Raw genomic sequence first — 17025 nt, 5'->3', positions numbered from 1 at the left:
ACATCTTAATCTATTAAACTTATGGAGTCTAACACGCCGTTCAGGCTCCATATTATCTATTAAAGATTTCCTTGACAGCAGTGTAAAGGTTTGGATTATTTTTCCGTACTCCAAGCAGCACACCCTTGCTCTGACATAATTCTTCGATGCTTTCAAAGCTTCGAAATGTCATTGCAAAAGTCTGCTTCCTCTTATAATCTCTTAAACAGCGTTCTGCTGTATTGTTTGTAGTTGGCACCCTCATATCATGCAGGAAGAGTAGATGTTGCGCTTTATATTTCTGCATCCGGCGATACAGATTGTATCCATCACGATAATAAGGACTTGGCTCATGAAGTATGTACTCTTCCCCAGCTTTTTCAAGGATTTCTTGGTACTTTCCTTCAAAGTCAGATACGATCTTGGGATCTAAATGTGCATCATCTGCATGCTCATTTCTGTAATGTACCATTTCCCGGATTAGTTCTCTCATCTTGCGGTGCCAGGTCAAAGATGGCTCATTTTCCATGCTGTCTTTCAGATACCGTTGTACATGTGCGAGACATTCCTGATGGGCATTGCCATACTTATAAAAGGTGATTTCGTGGTCGTGTACCAAAATACCTTGGAAATCCTCTGTTACAGTTCCCTTTACACCTTCATGCCCCTTTTTCTCACGGGCGAAGTAAAGAACATTCTGTTCATCCGGTGTTGCACATACATATACATATGCACTTTCTCCGTTTACCCTAGCATTTGTACAGTCTGTATGCATAACCGCAGAAGACAGCAGGTCTGCAAAGATCTTTTTTTGCTCTATTTTTGTTTTTTTTGAGAACTCATGGCAGAGTTTATTTATCATGCCTCCTGATATTTTCAGTTTTCCACCGGTAAGATCTGACAGAAAACGACTGCTTTTGTCAATAGAAACAGCACAGTCTGTGTTTAACAAAAACAAAAGTGCCTTGATGCTGCCATCATAGTTCACATCGTCAACAACACCACTTGGAAAAGCCGCATGGATTCGCTCTCCGGTCGTGGAATTGTAGTATACATCCGCTTGATATTCTGTTACATTCATAATCAACTCAACAGAAACGAGCTGCTTGATAATAGTCTTATTTGTCTTCTTAAAACCCGGATCTTTTGCCACCTCTTTTGGTGCCGGAAGGCAAATGACCTGAGTTGGTATCTGTTTCTTTCTTCCATGGTGGGCATGGCCCGGCTGTGCCCCGGGTTTTCTTCCGGTACACTCACGATTATTTGGAATTTTACTGCGGTTTCTTGATTGTGATGACGGAATGGAGGAATTCTCATAGTCACGGTTTAGCTGTGCTAAAAGTTTTTTATTTCGTCCTTTCTCATCATCAAGCTGAGTTTTTAATTCGCTGTTTTCACGGCAAAGGTCAGTAATCTTAGACAACGCCTGTTCCCTGTCACGTTCTGATAACAACCACTTCTTTTCTTTCTCTTTTAACCCACGTTTCAACTCTTTCATTGATGCATGTAGTTCTTTAAGTGCGTCCTCGTATGCTTCTTCACACCATTTCCATGCATTTTTTACATCCCTATGAAGACCTTCAATAACAAGGTTTAGTTGCTTTATCTGCCTACGATACTCATCGATCAACTTTTGATGTTCCCTTTGAATCTGCTTAAAGCGCTCACCTGATTTAAAATCGGCAACTTCCTTTTTTAGTATTTTGTTTTCCTGTTGTAAAGCACCAATATATTCAAAGGGAATTCTCATTATGATTTCTCCAGTTCCTTGATTATTTTATTCTGATTATTAACAATTCGCTCCAAAAGATATATTTGCTCTTTCTGAGCTTCGATTGTTTCCAAAAGTACCTTGTTTTCCTTTTCGTATTCCTTACATAATGTTTTTTGTAAGGCTAAAAGCTGTTCTATCTTACCGGAAATATGATTCATATACTCACCTCATTTCATGGTAAGATTATATCAGAAATGTTGTATTTATGCGAATTTGACGACAAAGTCCCTTCGTTATTTTGCCATGTTCATAACTCTTAAAAAAAACCATGTTCAAACACAGATTGTGTAGAACTATCCACAAATGATAGTGAAATCATTCTGTATAGGATAGATATAGATAAAATCTGTTGATAACTTAAATACAAAAAATTCGGTTGGCAGAGTTACCAACAAAAACTCTACTAACCGAATCACTCATAATAAAATAAGAAAATAATTTTCGGCATTTTTCACAATGGGAATATACTACCCGTGTACAGTAACGAAAATGTTTCGTAAAAATATTTTAAAGGAGGATTTTATGAGTAAAAGAGGTTTAGGTTTATTTGTATCGGCAATTATGCTGACAATGTTTGCACTTACAGGATGTGGAGGTGGAGCAAAGGCACCTGAAGAAAGCAAGGCGGTAGAGTCAAGCGCCGAACAAAAAAGTGAAGAGGCTAAGACCGAGGAGTCTAAACAAGCAAAGGAAAAAATTGTTGTGGGATATGCACAGGTAGGAGCCGAATCTGATTGGAGAACAGCAAATACAGAGTCATTTAAGTCCACATTCGTTCCGGAGAACGGCTATGAGCTTATATTTAATGATGCACAGCAAAAACAGGAAAATCAAATAAAGGCTATAAGAGATTTTATACAGCAGGAAGTTGATTATATTGTACTTGCACCTGTTGTTGAAACCGGTTGGGATACTGTTTTACAGGAGGCAAAGGATGCAGGTATACCTGTAATACTTTCAGACCGTATGATAAAGACATCAGACGATTCACTATATACTGCACTTGTATGTGGTGATTTTATAAAAGAGGGTGAGACTGCAGGACATTGGCTTGAAGATTATATTAAACTTAAAGGAAAAAACAATGATGAAAAAATAAATATAGTTACACTTCAAGGTACAATAGGAGCATCAGCACAGGTGGGCAGAACTGACGGATTTGCAAATATTTTAGCAAAAAATTCAAACTGGAATATGCTTGCAAAGCAGACAGGTGAGTTTACACAGTCAAAAGGACAGGAGGTTATGGAATCTTTCCTTAAGCAATTTGATGATATAGATGTTGTGGTTGCTGAAAATGACAATATGGCTTTCGGTGCTATAGATGCAATAAAGGCTGCAGGAAAGACATGTGGACCGGAAGGCGAGATAACAGTTATATCATATGATGCTGTAAAGGCGGCTTTTGATGCAATGATTGCAGGTGATTTGAATGCAAGTATCGAGTGCAGTCCTTTGCATGGACCTAGAGTTGCCGAGATAATTCAAAAGCTTGAGAAGGGTGAAACTGTAGAGAAGATTCAATATGTTGATGAATCATATTTTGATACAAGTATGGACCTTGAAAAAATTAAGTCCGAAAGAGCATATTAAAACTTAGTTGATGATTATATAAAGGACATAGTGGGAGTGAGGAGTATATTGCTCCTCACTCCTTTTGAGGTGATTATGGATAATCTATTGGAGATGAGAGGGATATGTAAAAACTTTCCCGGAGTCAAGGCACTTGATAATGTGGATTTTTATCTGAATAAAGGTGAAATTCATGCCCTGATGGGAGAGAACGGTGCAGGTAAATCGACTCTTATAAAGGTGCTTACAGGTGTGGAAGAATTTGAGGCCGGACAAATTATTCTTGAGGGCAAGAAAAATATAATAAATAAAAGTCCGAAGGAAGCACAGGCAAACGGAATAAGTACCGTGTATCAGGAGGTAAACCTTTGCCCGAATATTTCAGTAGCGGAAAATCTTTTTCTGGATAGAGAACCGAGAAAATTCGGATTTATTGATTGGAAAAATATGAATAAGATGGCAAAGGAGCTTTTAGATAAACTTGATATAAAAATAGATGTAACAAAGCCTACTGAAAATTATTCAATAGCAATACAGCAAATGATTGCTATTGCCAGAGCTGTGGATATGTCTGCAAAGGTACTTATACTTGATGAGCCTACATCATCACTTGATGACGGTGAGGTTGAAAAGTTGTTTACACTTATGAGAAAACTGAGAGCGGACGGCATAGGCATAATATTTGTTACTCATTTTTTGGAGCAGGTATATGCGGTATGTGATAAGATCACAGTTTTAAGAAACGGCTGCCAGGTCGGAGAGTTTGAGGTGGAGAACCTGCCAAGAGTACAGCTTGTAGCCAAAATGATGGGGAAAGATTTTAATGATCTTGAAAATATTAAGGGGGAAAATAAAGATACCAAGTCTAAAGAGCTTCTTCTTAAGGCGGAGTCTGTAAGTTCCAAAGGAAATATAAAGCCTTTTGATCTGGAGCTTAATAAAGGCGAAGTGGTAGGGATAACAGGGCTGCTTGGTTCGGGAAGATCTGAACTTGTAAGATCAATATATGGCGCCGACAGGAGAGATACAGGAAGAATACTGTTTGATAATAATGAAGTGAAGATAAAAGCACCTATAGATGCTATGAAGCTGGGTATGGCATATTTGCCTGAAAACAGAAAAGATGAAGGCATTATAGCCGATTTATCTGTAAGAGAAAATATAATAATAGCTTTACAGGCTAAGAAGGGGATCTTTAAACTTATTCCCGGAAAAAAACAGGAAGAGTTTGTAGATAAATATATAGAAATACTGCAAATAAAAACTGCAAGCAGAGAAACGCCTATAAAGCAGCTCTCAGGTGGTAATCAGCAAAAAGTAATACTTGGAAGATGGCTTTTGACACATCCCGATTTGCTTATTTTAGATGAGCCGACAAGGGGTATTGATGTGGGCACAAAAACTGAAATACAAAAGCTTGTTTTAAAGCTTGCAGGAGAAGGAATGAGTGTTATTTTTATTTCTTCGGAAATAGAGGAGATGATAAGAACATGTCAAAGAATGGTGGTAATGAGAGATAAGAAAAAAGTCGGAGAACTGAAATCTGATGAGATATCTCAAAAAAATATAATGAGTGCTATAGCAGGAGGTGTGGATAAATGAAAGCCAAAATAAATAATATAATGTCTACAGAGCTTTTTCTTCCTATAGTAAGTCTTATTCTGGTGTTAATTATAAATATAATAAAGACTCCGAATTTCTTTAATATTACAATACAAAACGGAGTTTTTTACGGATATATAATTGATGTGATTAACCGTGCAAGTGAGCTTGTTATATTGGCTGTAGGTATGACTCTTGTGGTAGCATCTTCGGGAGGTACGGATATATCGGTAGGTGCGGTATGTGCTTTATCAGGTGCGGTTGCCTGTTTTGTCTTATCCGGTGGAGAAGTATCAACAGGCGTATATCACTCGCCATACATAGTCGCATTTGCTTCGGCTATCATAGTCGGTTTAATGTGTGGATCGTTTAACGGATTTCTTGTAGCCAAGATGAACATACAACCGATGGTCGCTACACTTATACTCTTTACTGCCGGAAGGGGGATGGCACAACTTGTAACAAACGGACAGATAACCTATATAAGAGTTGAATCGTTTAAGATGCTCGGCAATTCTGTTAAAGGTATTCCGCTTCCCACACCGGTATTTGTTGCAATAGCTGTAGTTATACTGACATTTATAATATTAAAAAGGACCGCCTTGGGACTTTATATTGAAACAGTCGGCATAAATAATAAGGCGGCTAAGCTTGTAGGTTTAAATCCTGTACTTATACGGTTTATAGCCTATGCATTTTGTGGACTTCTTGCAGGGCTTGCCGGAATGATTGTGTCATCAAGAGTATATTCCGCTGATGCCAATAACGCAGGACTTAATATAGAGCTTGATGCGATACTTGCAGTTGCGCTTGGGGGAAACAGTCTTGGCGGCGGAAAATTTTCATTACTTGGAAGTGTTATAGGAGCATATACTATTCAGGCACTTACCACAACATTATATGCTATGAGTGTTTCAGCCGATCAGCTTCCGGTATATAAGGCAATAGTGGTTGTCATAATAGTATCTTTACAGTCAAAAGAATTTCAAAGGATTATAAAGGAGTTTAAGTTAAAGAGGAAGGTGGAGAAAGTATATGAGAAATAAAATAAAAAATATAGATAACAAGGCATTCCTTTTGTATATGACTATTGTCCTCTTTATAATAATGTATTCAATCGGTATTATAATGTTTGGCAATAAGGGTTTTCAAAAGCCTCAGGTATTCTTAAATCTCTTTATATCGAATGCGGGACTTATAGTTATAGCCACAGGTATGACCATGGTAATAATATCCGGCGGTATAGATATTTCCGTAGGTTCATTTGTAGCACTTACCTGCATGGTACTTGCATGGATGATGGAAAAGGGAAATATGAATGCTGTAAGTTCTATTATTGTTATTATGTTAATGGGACTGGTATTCGGACTTGTGCAGGGTATACTTATCGCCTATCTTAATATCCAACCGTTTATAGTTACCCTTGCAGGTATGTTCTTTGCCAGAGGTATGACGGCAATTATATCACAGGAGATGATCAGTATAAAAAATGAGACATTTTTAGCATGGGCAAATAATAAAATCACTATTCCTTTATTCGGAATTGTAAATAAAAAGGGAGTGACAGTTTATCCATATATCTACCCAACGGTTATAGCGGCATTGATTATATTGGTTATTATGTTTATCTTATTAAAGTACACCAAGTTTGGAAGAAGTGTATATGCCGTAGGAGGAAATGAACAGTCGGCACTACTTTTGGGATTGAATGTAAAATCTATAAAGCTTAAAGTATATATACTTAACGGATTGCTTTGCTCAATAGGAGGATTTTTATTTTGTTTAAATACCTGTGCAGGCTTTGTAGAGCAGGCAAAGGGCTTTGAAATGGAGGCAATAGCAGGCTCGGTTATAGGAGGTACACTTCTTACGGGAGGTGTGGGGAATGTATTTGGAAGTCTTTTCGGTGTACTTATAAAGGGAACTATAGAAGCCTTTGTAAGTTTTCAGGGAACTCTGTCTTCCTGGTGGACAAAAATAATAATTGCAACAATACTTGCATTTTTTATAGTTTTACAAAGTATTCTTGCAATGTCAAAGAAAGAACAGAAGTAGGAGATAAAGTGTAAATTCAGATGTTCATACTTTACTTATAATAGACTGCATTCAAACAAGAAAAGTCACAGAACCGGAAATGAATATTCTTATTCTGTGATTTTTTATTTTTGCAACTATAAGGAATTATATATGACCAAATACTTTATTCCATATATTTTTAAATATTTCAAAATATTATAATTTTTTTATTTTTATATATTAAGCTTTTGACTATGAACAAAGCTTAATATATAAGGAGAAAGTTATGAATGACTTTATTTTGGAAACAAAAAATTTAACAAAGAGATTTGGTAATCAGACAGCTGTTGATAATATTTCACTGAAAATAAAATATAACAGCATATATGGATTGCTTGGACAAAACGGTGCAGGCAAAACAACGACATTAAAAATGATTGTGGAATTGCTTAGACCTACTGACGGAAAGATTATTTTTGAAGGTGAAACCCTAAAACATGAACACCTTACAAAAATGGGTTCACTTATTGAAAGTCCGGCATTATATGGGAATCTTACCGCTATGGAGAATTTGTTGGTACATACAAAGTTGATTGGTGTAAAAAAGGAAAGAATTTATGAAGTTTTGGAGTTGGTTGATTTGGATGATACAGATAAAAAGCCGGTTTCACATTTTTCTATGGGCATGAAACAAAGACTTGGTATTGCAACAGCTCTCTTGGGAAATCCGAAACTGTTGATTTTAGATGAACCTACTAACGGACTTGATCCGGTAGGAATTCAAAAATTGCGTGATTTTATTATATCTCTTCCGCAAAAAAATATGACAGTGATTTTATCAAGCCATATTTTATCTGAAGTGGAACAGGTTGTTGATGATATAGGCATCATTGACAAAGGAAAACTTTTATTTCAGGGTAAGCCAAGTAAAAAGATTAGCCTTGAAAAGTTTTATTTGGATATCATAAAAGGAGGCAAAGATTAATGAATACTATAGGTTGTGAACTTCTTAAGTATAAAAGAACATTTACAAGAAAGATAATTTTAAGCTTTCCTTTATTCTTTGCAGTACAGGCGATGGCAGGTGTCAAATTGATGCCGAAAGATATTGTCAGAAATTGGGATTTGGTGACTTCTATGGTTTTCAATATATGGACTGTAGTATTTTTGCCTTTCGGTATGGCATTATTTGCCTTTTTGGTTGACGCTCAGGAGAGAAAGGCCGGGAATTATCGTTCTTTACGTACACATCAGACTTCAGCTATAAATATATGGGTAGGCAAGATAACAGTTATGGCATTTCATACACTGCTGTCATGTATTGTATTATCCTTCTCGATACTTATATCTGGGATTATTACGGCAAAGGGTACGATTCCTTATATTCAGATATTTGAAGCAACTTTTATTTCGTGGCTGGTATCACTTGCATTGATACCGATTCAGCTGTTTGCGGCAACTTATAAAGGATTGTTTTTAAGTATGGTGGTAGGGTTTATAGGGTTTATTGCAGGTATTGTATCAGCAGCGGGTTCATATTGGGTTTTTATACCTTGGGCTTGGGGAATTAGGCTTATGTGTGCAATTATAGGCGTACATCCTAACGGAACTTTATTGGAGCAGGGTTCAAATTTAAGAGATATGTCGGTAATTCCTATAGGTATCGGCATTTCATTGTCGGTTTTTATAATAATCACAATAGTTACCGCATTTTGGTTTAAGAGGAGGGAAGTAAAATGATTAAATTAATATCATCTGAATGGCTTAAAATAAAAAGGACTTCCATCAAATGGATTACTTTTATATTACCTTTTTTGATGTCGGGATGTATAATAGGATATATTGCTTTACATAAAAGGGGCGATCACTTTGAAGTGGATATTTTTGAAACTTTTTTTGAAGTATGGGCGATATTTATCATTCCGATAATTATAAGTGTTTTTGCAGGTCAGATTGTATATGAAGAAGAGCTTGCAGGGAGCTTTAACGGCTTTTTAAGTGAAAGATTTTCAAGGTACAGACTGTATCTTGGTAAATTTTTTATAATAAGTATTGTGTGTGCAATTACACTTATTTTAGGCACATCAGTGTTTTGTATAGGAATGACAATGTTCTTTTCCGATACAGTCCATATAGAGATATTTTTTATAGCCGGAGTGCTTCTTCTTTTATTAGGAATACTTCCTCTTATTGCGATACATCTGTGGATAAGCTTTGTATACGGCATAGGTGCTTCTGTAGGTATGGGAATTATAGGTCTTTTGGCGGCTGCAATGATCGGAGGAAGTGAACTTGGTAACAATATATGGCAATTTATACCATGGGCATTGCCTATAAGACTTGTAAAAGCTATAGGACCTTATCCGGAGTTTGTGGGCGGCATGGCTAAACCTCCACAGTTAATTTCTTCAGGATGGGCAACAACACAACTTTTAAGCGGGATAATATCCGTTATAATTTATCTGATTATAATGTTAAGCTGTGGTATAGTCCGGTTTTATAGATGGGAAGGCAGAAAACATTATGAGTAGATATAAGATACAGGCTTAGGGAGGATATGATTTGAGCAGGATACTTATTATAGATGATGAAAAAGAACTTGTAATGCTGCTTGCTGATGAATTAAAAGCTGTGGGACATGAAGTATTATCGGCTTATGACGGAGAAACGGGAATAAAACTTGCAAGAAAGCAACCTGATCTGATAATACTTGATATTATGATGCCGAAAGCGGACGGTTTTGAGGTGTGCAATGCAATAAGGGATGATGTACTTTGCCCGATTATATTTTTAAGTGCCGGGCAGTCGGAAGCGGATAAAATCAAAGGGCTGAATATCGGCGGAGATGACTATATTGTCAAACCCTTCGGACTGAAAGAATTGATGGCTAAGATAGAGGCTAATTTGAGAAGAGAAAAAAGATCTCAATATATAAATGCGGAACATAAAAGAAATAAATTATATTTCAAGGAATTGAGTATAAATATAAAAGAGTGTACTGTTAAAATAGGTAGTAATGATTTGTTATTAACCAGACTTGAGTACAATATTGTGGAGTTTTTGGCATTACATGCCGGACAGATCTTTTCAAGAGAGCAGATATATGAAAAAATCTGGGGTTATGATTCCGACGGAGATTCAAGTACTGTAGTTGAACACATAAAAAAGATTCGTGCCAAATTTATAGAGGGAGGATCTGATACGGAATATATATCTACAGTATGGGGAATAGGCTACAAATGGAATAGAATTTAAGAAAGTTGGGAATGCTATGAAAGATCGTTCGCTTGTAAAGAGTTTTAGACGAACCTTTGTAATGATTTTAATTTCCGGTATTCTTGCAACATTGATTACATATATAATTGCAATACTGTTATATTTCGGAATTCAAAATATCGGTAAATATCCTGAAAATTTTTATGAAAAACAAATACCCAAAATTGAAGCATATATTCATGAAAAAAATACGGATTTGCTTTATGTAAAGGGAGAAAGCGGATTAAATAATACTATAAAAGGAAATGGAATAATGTATCAGGTCTTAAACAGTGAATGTGAGGTATTGTACGGAACATACAAAGAGAGGGTATTTGCAGACACTGATAAACTTATTGATAAGATTAATACAACATTTGTATTAAAAGGAAGGTTTGCTTATATTGTTCCGATTGGCAATGGCACAAAGATAGAAGGTGCCGTAATACTTTTGTATAAGCTTGGAAATCCATATAAGAATATCGGAATAACCATAGCAGTTATTGCCATGCTTTCACCATTTTTGTACTTTATTATTTTTACAAGACTGTTTTCAACATCATTGGTAAATAAGATAAATCTTCCTCTACAGCTGTTGATAGAAGCTTCACAAAAGATAAAGGAAAAAGATTTGGATTTTGAGGTCAATTATCAATCTGACAATGAGCTTGGAAAACTATGCACTGCTTTTACGGAAATGAAAGATGAACTTAAAAAGTCGTTATTTTCTCAATGGAAAGCGGAACAGGAACGTATAGAGATGATTGAAGCACTGGCACATGATTTGAAAACTCCATTGTCTGTGATAATGGCATATTCAGAGGCTTTGACAGATACAGATTCGATAGATGATGAAAAGTTGAAAACATATCTTAATGTTATAAACGGAAATGCAAAAAAAAGTTCCAATCTTGTTATGCAGATGCAGTACACTTCAGATTTGGAAAATGCAAATACAAATTCAGTGTTAAGAAATGTAAATTTGACTGAGTTTTTGAAAAAAAAGATAAGTCAATATAGATTTCAAGCAAAGCAAAAAGAAATTGATATTGTTTTAAATATAAATAGTGATTTGGGATGTGTGATGTTGGATATTGACAGACTTGAACGTATCTTGGACAATATATTTTCAAACAGTTTACAATACACTCCGAATAAAGGAAGCATAAAATTTTTTGTAAATAAAGAAAATAATAAAATAGTTTATGAGATCTGTGATACAGGAAGCGGCTTCACTCAAAAAGATATGGATAAAGTATTTGACAGGTTTTATAGGGGTGATAAAGCCAGAAGCAGTGAAGGCGGTCATTTGGGACTGGGACTTTATATTGTAAAAAAATTGGTCGAACAACTTCATGGTTCCGTCATTATAAAAAATACGGCACTTAAAGGTGCCGATATAATATTTTGGCATCCGGATTAAAGAGAATATAAGCAAATATCTACAGCAAACGACAAGGTAAAAACTATGTCGTTTGGTGTAATAAGAGTTATAAATTCTGCTTTAAATTTTCTTCGCTTGGAGGGTAGCCGAATTTAGCCTTATATCTTTTGCTGAAATAAAAGATATCCACATAGCCGCATTCATTTGCTATGTCCACAATCTTCATATTGCTCATTCGCAGGAGCTTTTTGGCTTTTTCAAGCCTGTAATCCGACAAAGTCTGTTTTATGGTATTACCATATACTTTTTTAAATACCGTATTGATATAGGAAGGATTTTTACCTATATTTTTTGCAATCTGTGCCACAGTATAATTTGAATCACAAAAATTATTTTCGATATCTTCAAGTATCTGCTTTCCGATCAGCTGCTCCTTTGTAAGTATGGTATTTAAACTCATACAGTCTATGCCGATTTCAAGGATAATTTCTTCAAGTTTTTCGATACTGTTTATTTCCTTATCAAAAATATTTTCCTGCATATATTGAACCAGAGTAAGGCTTTGTAATATATGGTATTTTATATCAAGACTGCCCAGCACTTCACGGATAAATTTATAAAGTGTGGAGGCATTATAATTATCCACTATATCTTTGGTATTTTCTTTTATAAAATCAGAGTAAGCTTCTTTATCCGAATTTGACATATATTTTATAACAAGTGGGCGTATATTGCTGATATCCTTGGCTTTTATAAAGCTGTTTTCCTTTTTAAATAATCCTGATAAAAGAGCTATACTCCTGTCTTTCGGTATATTTTTGGATGATTCTATAACAGCAATACATTTATCCAGACTCTCAAGCAAAGCTTCCTCACTTATAGGCTTTGTCAGATAGTCAAAAACTCCATATCGCATAGCCTCCACTGCAAAATTAAAATCATTATAACCTGAAAGAAGTATTATCTTTGTCTTTAAATTATTTTCAAAAACATATTTGGAAACTTCAAGACCGCTTATTGAAATCATTTTTATATCCAATAATAATAAGTCAATATTTGAAGCGGAGAGATATTTGATAACATCCTCTCCGTCTTCGCAGAGAGAAACTATATCAATATTCTCTCTGCTTTCTGAAATTATTTTTTCAAGTCTTGCCCGAATAAAATACTCATCATCTGCTATAATAAGCTTTATCATAAAAACTCCTTTTTTATTTTGAAGGAAATACTGCAACCTGAATCATTGTTTTTAAAATCAAGTTTATAATTGCCGCCATAATATAAATTTAAAATTCTGTTTATATGTTTCAGGGCAAAATGTCGATTGTTTACAGTATCATCATTAAGTATCAAATCAAGATTTTTCATATCTATTCCAAAACCGTTGTCGGAAATATTAAATAAAATATTGTCTTCATCTTGGTCAACACGGATATCTATTTGTCCCTTGTATTTTAACCCCTTGATACCATGATAGATACTGTTTTCAGCCAGAGGAAGCAGTATTAGCTTGGGGCATTTAAAATTTTTTAATTCCTCCGTACAGGAAATGCTGTATTCAAATTTATCATGATATCTTATTGCCATAATATCAAGGTATGCCTTGCAGGTATTGAGTTCTTCTCCTACTTTTACAAAGCTTTTACCAAGACTTAGACTTCCACGATAAAATTTTGAAAGGTTCATAACCAGTTCCATCAATGTTTTCTTCTCATCAAGGCTTGCCAAAGAATATATATTATCCAAGGTATTATATAAAAAATGCGGTTTTATCTGCTCATTTACCTTGTCTATCTCAAGTCGGTTTTTTTCTTTTTCAATGTCGATAAGTTTATTTTTTAAATCATTTTGTGACTTTAACATTATATTAAAATCACCTATAAGCTCCTTCATTTCAGGAGAGTCTGCATTATAGGAAAACTCTTTCCAATGTCCCTTACTTACAAAATGTGTATGTTCAACAAGAGCATATATGGGCTTGCTGAGACTTTTTGCAATGTTTTTTGACATAAAAAGTGCCAAAGCAAGTGAAAAGCATGTTGTAATAAAAAACACAATGCCTATTGTAAGGGCAGGCTTTATAAAAAAGAAAAGGGGTATAACATGTACAAGCTTCCAAGGATAGGTTTTTAGTTGCATGGTATTTACAAAGCCGTATCTTGAAAATATATGCCCGGATTGTCCTGATTTTATAGTACCAAGTATAGTATCGGTAAGAGTGGTATTTCCGTTTAAATAATTTGATTTACTTATAATATTAAGCTCATTGTCCAAAATAAGATAAAAGGAATTGGATGTATCTGAAACACTGTATATATCGGATATACTTTTTTCCGATATTATAAGTTCTATATAGCCGTACAAATCACCGCTTCTATAGTCATATATAGGATGAACATAGGAGAATGTGTCAATCAGGTCATCACTTGAATTATCATATTTATTTGTGGCAAACCATTTGCCCCCTGTTACCTTGATGGTTTTAAAGTCACCGGGATATGGCTTTCTTTCAGAGCTTATAATTATATTGTAGTCTTTATCATATATGCTGATACCGAAAATATAGGGTGCCGGATAAATAAGCTTATAAATTTCAAGGCTCATATTTATCTTCTGAGGTGAAAAATACTTATTATCATTATAATAGGTGCTCAGACTGTTCTGTATTACATCACTGTTTAGTAAAAGTCTGGAATAATGTGTGGCGGATGTAAAATAATGATCAAGCCTGTTTTCTATATGACTTAGCTGTATATCCGACGCCTCGATTCGGTCATTGGTATAATAAAATATAAAAATTATACTTGTGATAAAAAACAGTATACCGACCGGAAGCAGCACCATAATTCTAAGTCCGTCAAATAATTGTAAATAAATGCTTTTATTTTTCTTCAAAATAAACTCCCGAATATAATAAAAAATTTGATTATTAAAATTTTAACTATTGTAATATAAATTTATTAAAAATTTATAGAAATAATTATACATGCCAATATTTAAAATGACAAGAAATCTATAAAAATTCCATAGGAGTACATTAATAAAATTGTTATAATCAAGGCATAAATTTTGTATCGTGTTTTGAAGGAGGATTTATGAAATTAAAGAAAATTGCGATGCTTGGTATGGCTTTGGCTTTATCGATTGGAGCACTTACAGCTTGCGGTTCGGGAAACAAGGCGGGAGGAGATACACAAAGTAGTGCCGACTCTTCCAAGGAAGCTTCTGATTCAGGTGAAAAAATCAAGATCAGATTGCTTACTCGTATGGCAGGAACTTCCGATATAGTGAAGATCTATAACAGTATCTTGGACGAGTTTAAGGCAAAGCATCCTGAAGTGGAGATTATTGATGATTCACAGGGTGATGAGAGTGCTTTTAACAATATTTTATCTACAGATATGGCATCCGGAAAGATGGCAAATATATACCGTGTACAGGGTGTAGCCAATCTTCAAAAATATATTGATAACGGATTTTTACTTGATGTCAAGCCATATCTTGATGCCGACCCTGAGTGGGGCAAGAGTTTTGCACCGGGTGCATTGTCATACTACAGTGTACCGGGCAAGGAAGGAACGTATGCGGTTCCGATGGAGTCGGGTCTTATAGGAGTTTATTATCATGAAAATATATTAAAAGAGGCAGGAATAGAGACATTCCCACAGACATGGGATGATTTATTGGCTGCTATTGAGAAGTTAAATGCAAATGGTGTTACACCTATAGCTCTCGGAGAAAGCTCAAACTATATGGGTGGACATTTACATGATCAAATCTTCTACAAATGGCTTGGAACAGAGGCTGCAAAGGAACTTGGAAACAGAAGCAAAAAGTGGACGGATCCTGATGTAGTACAAACACTTCAGTATATAAAGGATTTAATTGATGCAAAGGCATTTGATCCTAATGCGGTAGGTATGCAGGATGATATTGCAATGACAGCTTTCCAAAACGGTGAGGCTGCAATGGTGGTTACAGGACCTTGGATGATAGGAAGGTTTGTTGATCCTGAAAAGACACCGGTACATGATGATATCAAACTTGCTAAATTCCCATATTTTAAGGACAAGCCGGAATTTAAGAACAATGATATGCAGGTAATCAGCCCGTATATGATCAATGGTAAGCTTGAAGGAAAGGAGCTTGAACTTACAATAGAACTTGTAAAAATGTTGACAAGTAAGGAAGCTGCAAAGAGATATGCCGAAGAGGCACAGTTTATTATGCCTATAGAGGGTGTTGATATTGATGAGAGCAAGGTTAGTCCTTTGTTTATCGAAAGCATGAAACTTGGTGCTACAAGTGAAGGCATCGGTGTGGATGTATTTGACTTTGATGAACTTACATCTATGCAGGACAGAACAAGAAACTCAATAATGAGCTTGTTTACAGGAGCAAGTGCAGAGGAAGCTGCAGCAGAGATTCAGGCTGAAATAGATAATGCAAAATAAGAATAGCTTAGAATATGATTAAACTAAGCTTGTAGAGTTATTAGGGCTGTTTGTTATTTCAAACAGCCCTGTTTTAATAAAGATTGAGGAGGTAAAAATGATAAAGCTAAAAACTGCCAAAGCAAAATTTACTATTTTTTTATTTATCCTGCCGGCATTACTTTTATATACAATTTTTCAACTTATACCAATTATAGGGGGTATTTATTTTTCCTTTGTGGAATGGGACGGTTTGGCAGGTACCAAGCTGACATTTGTAGGTTTTGAAAACTATGTGAGCGCATTTCATAATAAGCAGTTTATACTCTCACTTTCAAATATGGCAAGAATGGTTGTATTCAGTGTGCTTTTTCATACACCTATAGCACTTCTTCTGGCTGTGGCTGTGAATGCAAAGCTTAAGGGTTACAGATTATTTAAAACTATATTTTTTGTGCCGACAGTATTTCCTATGACCGCCATAGGTCTTATGTGGTATTTTGTATTTATGCCTACAGGTGCTCTAAATACATTGCTTAAAAATATCGGATTAAAGCAGTTTGCTATTCCCTGGCTTGTAAATAAAGCCACGGCTATGAATACCATAGTGGGTGTAAATGTATGGGCAGGTATAGGCTATTATATGGTAATTATACTTGCGGGACTTACAGTAATTCCGAAAGATTTGTATGAGGCGGCATCTATTGACGGTGCAAATCCGGTACAGATGTTTTTTAATGTTACAATACCTATGTTAAAGCCGACCTTAATAATGTGTATAGTTATGGATATTATAGGAAGCGTGAAGGTATTTGACCTTGTATATGCTATGACAAGCGGAGGTCCTAACGGACTTACAAATCTTCCTACAACACTTATGATAAGTGAGGCATTTAAATACAGCCACTACGGAGTTGGTTCTGCTATCGGTATTATCATAATGCTTATCTGCCTTGTAGGAACTGTAGGAAGCAATAAATTATTAAATAAGGGAAGGAGAGCGGAATAAT

General features: G+C 35.3%; 15 protein-coding genes. 11 read left to right on the top strand and 4 right to left on the bottom strand.

Annotated features, from left to right (window positions below):
- Positions 1-52: 52 nt before the first annotated feature.
- Positions 53-1729 (bottom strand): IS66 family transposase, encoded by a 1677-nt coding sequence (locus J4O15_RS08045; RefSeq protein ID WP_208099434.1) that lies wholly within the window; start codon positions 1727-1729, stop codon positions 53-55.
- On the bottom strand, positions 1729-1911 hold the full coding sequence (locus J4O15_RS08040; RefSeq protein ID WP_208099433.1) for a hypothetical protein: 183 nt from the start codon (positions 1909-1911) through the stop codon (positions 1729-1731). Before J4O15_RS08040 ends, J4O15_RS08045 begins: the two co-directional genes overlap by 1 nt.
- Positions 1912-2275: 364 nt before the next feature.
- Here J4O15_RS08040 and J4O15_RS08035 point away from each other — a divergent pair, with 364 nt between their 5' ends.
- The 9 genes from J4O15_RS08035 to J4O15_RS07995 all read left to right on the top strand — a co-directional run bounded on the left by J4O15_RS08035 (position 2276) and on the right by J4O15_RS07995 (position 11621).
- Complete coding sequence (locus J4O15_RS08035; RefSeq protein ID WP_208100378.1) at positions 2276-3346, top strand: ABC transporter substrate-binding protein; 1071 nt, start codon at positions 2276-2278, stop codon at positions 3344-3346.
- 75 nt (positions 3347-3421) lie between these two features.
- Entirely contained in the window at positions 3422-4927 is a 1506-nt protein-coding gene (locus tag J4O15_RS08030; RefSeq protein WP_208100377.1) for a sugar ABC transporter ATP-binding protein, read from the top strand.
- On the top strand, positions 4924-5973 hold the full coding sequence (locus tag J4O15_RS08025; RefSeq protein ID WP_208100376.1) for an ABC transporter permease: 1050 nt from the start codon (positions 4924-4926) through the stop codon (positions 5971-5973). Before J4O15_RS08030 ends, J4O15_RS08025 begins: the two co-directional genes overlap by 4 nt.
- Positions 5963-6982 carry an ABC transporter permease subunit gene (locus tag J4O15_RS08020; protein ID WP_009218518.1) on the top strand — a complete coding sequence of 340 codons (1020 nt, stop codon included), beginning with the start codon at positions 5963-5965 and terminating at the stop codon, positions 6980-6982. Before J4O15_RS08025 ends, J4O15_RS08020 begins: the two co-directional genes overlap by 11 nt.
- A gap of 247 nt (positions 6983-7229) precedes the next feature.
- Entirely contained in the window at positions 7230-7928 is a 699-nt protein-coding gene (locus J4O15_RS08015; RefSeq protein ID WP_208100375.1) for a lantibiotic protection ABC transporter ATP-binding subunit, read from the top strand.
- On the top strand, positions 7928-8683 hold the full coding sequence (locus J4O15_RS08010) for a lantibiotic immunity ABC transporter MutE/EpiE family permease subunit (protein ID WP_009218520.1): 756 nt from the start codon (positions 7928-7930) through the stop codon (positions 8681-8683). The genes J4O15_RS08015 and J4O15_RS08010 overlap by 1 nt, the downstream gene beginning before the upstream one ends.
- On the top strand, positions 8680-9474 hold the full coding sequence (locus J4O15_RS08005; RefSeq protein WP_009218521.1) for a lantibiotic immunity ABC transporter MutG family permease subunit: 795 nt from the start codon (positions 8680-8682) through the stop codon (positions 9472-9474). The genes J4O15_RS08010 and J4O15_RS08005 overlap by 4 nt, the downstream gene beginning before the upstream one ends.
- A gap of 31 nt (positions 9475-9505) precedes the next feature.
- Positions 9506-10198: a response regulator transcription factor gene (locus J4O15_RS08000; RefSeq protein WP_208100374.1), complete on the top strand. Its 693-nt coding sequence runs from the start codon at positions 9506-9508 to the stop codon at positions 10196-10198.
- 16 nt (positions 10199-10214) lie between these two features.
- Positions 10215-11621: a HAMP domain-containing sensor histidine kinase gene (locus J4O15_RS07995; RefSeq protein WP_208100373.1), complete on the top strand. Its 1407-nt coding sequence runs from the start codon at positions 10215-10217 to the stop codon at positions 11619-11621.
- A 67-nt stretch (positions 11622-11688) separates the two neighbouring features.
- On the opposite strand, the gene J4O15_RS07990 is transcribed toward J4O15_RS07995, so the two are convergent.
- Together J4O15_RS07990 and J4O15_RS07985 are read right to left on the bottom strand one after the other, a co-directional pair.
- The gene (locus J4O15_RS07990) at positions 11689-12780 is read right to left on the bottom strand and encodes a response regulator transcription factor (protein ID WP_009218524.1); all 1092 of its coding nucleotides are present in this window, start codon (positions 12778-12780) and stop codon (positions 11689-11691) included.
- On the bottom strand, positions 12777-14477 hold the full coding sequence (locus J4O15_RS07985; protein WP_243762013.1) for a sensor histidine kinase: 1701 nt from the start codon (positions 14475-14477) through the stop codon (positions 12777-12779). The genes J4O15_RS07990 and J4O15_RS07985 overlap by 4 nt, the downstream gene beginning before the upstream one ends.
- A gap of 200 nt (positions 14478-14677) precedes the next feature.
- On the opposite strand from J4O15_RS07985, the gene J4O15_RS07980 reads away from it, so the two are divergent.
- Entirely contained in the window at positions 14678-16036 is a 1359-nt protein-coding gene (locus J4O15_RS07980) for an ABC transporter substrate-binding protein (RefSeq protein WP_008754586.1), read from the top strand.
- A 97-nt stretch (positions 16037-16133) separates the two neighbouring features.
- Positions 16134-17024, top strand: a complete 891-nt coding sequence (locus J4O15_RS07975) for a carbohydrate ABC transporter permease (RefSeq protein WP_208100372.1) — start codon at positions 16134-16136, stop codon at positions 17022-17024.
- Position 17025 lies beyond the last annotated feature (1 nt).

Origin of the sequence: Lachnoanaerobaculum sp. Marseille-Q4761 (assembly GCF_017565785.1) — a bacterium.
Classification (GTDB): Bacteria; Bacillota; Clostridia; order Lachnospirales; family Lachnospiraceae; genus Lachnoanaerobaculum.
This window is presented reverse-complemented; position numbering and strand designations above follow the sequence as displayed.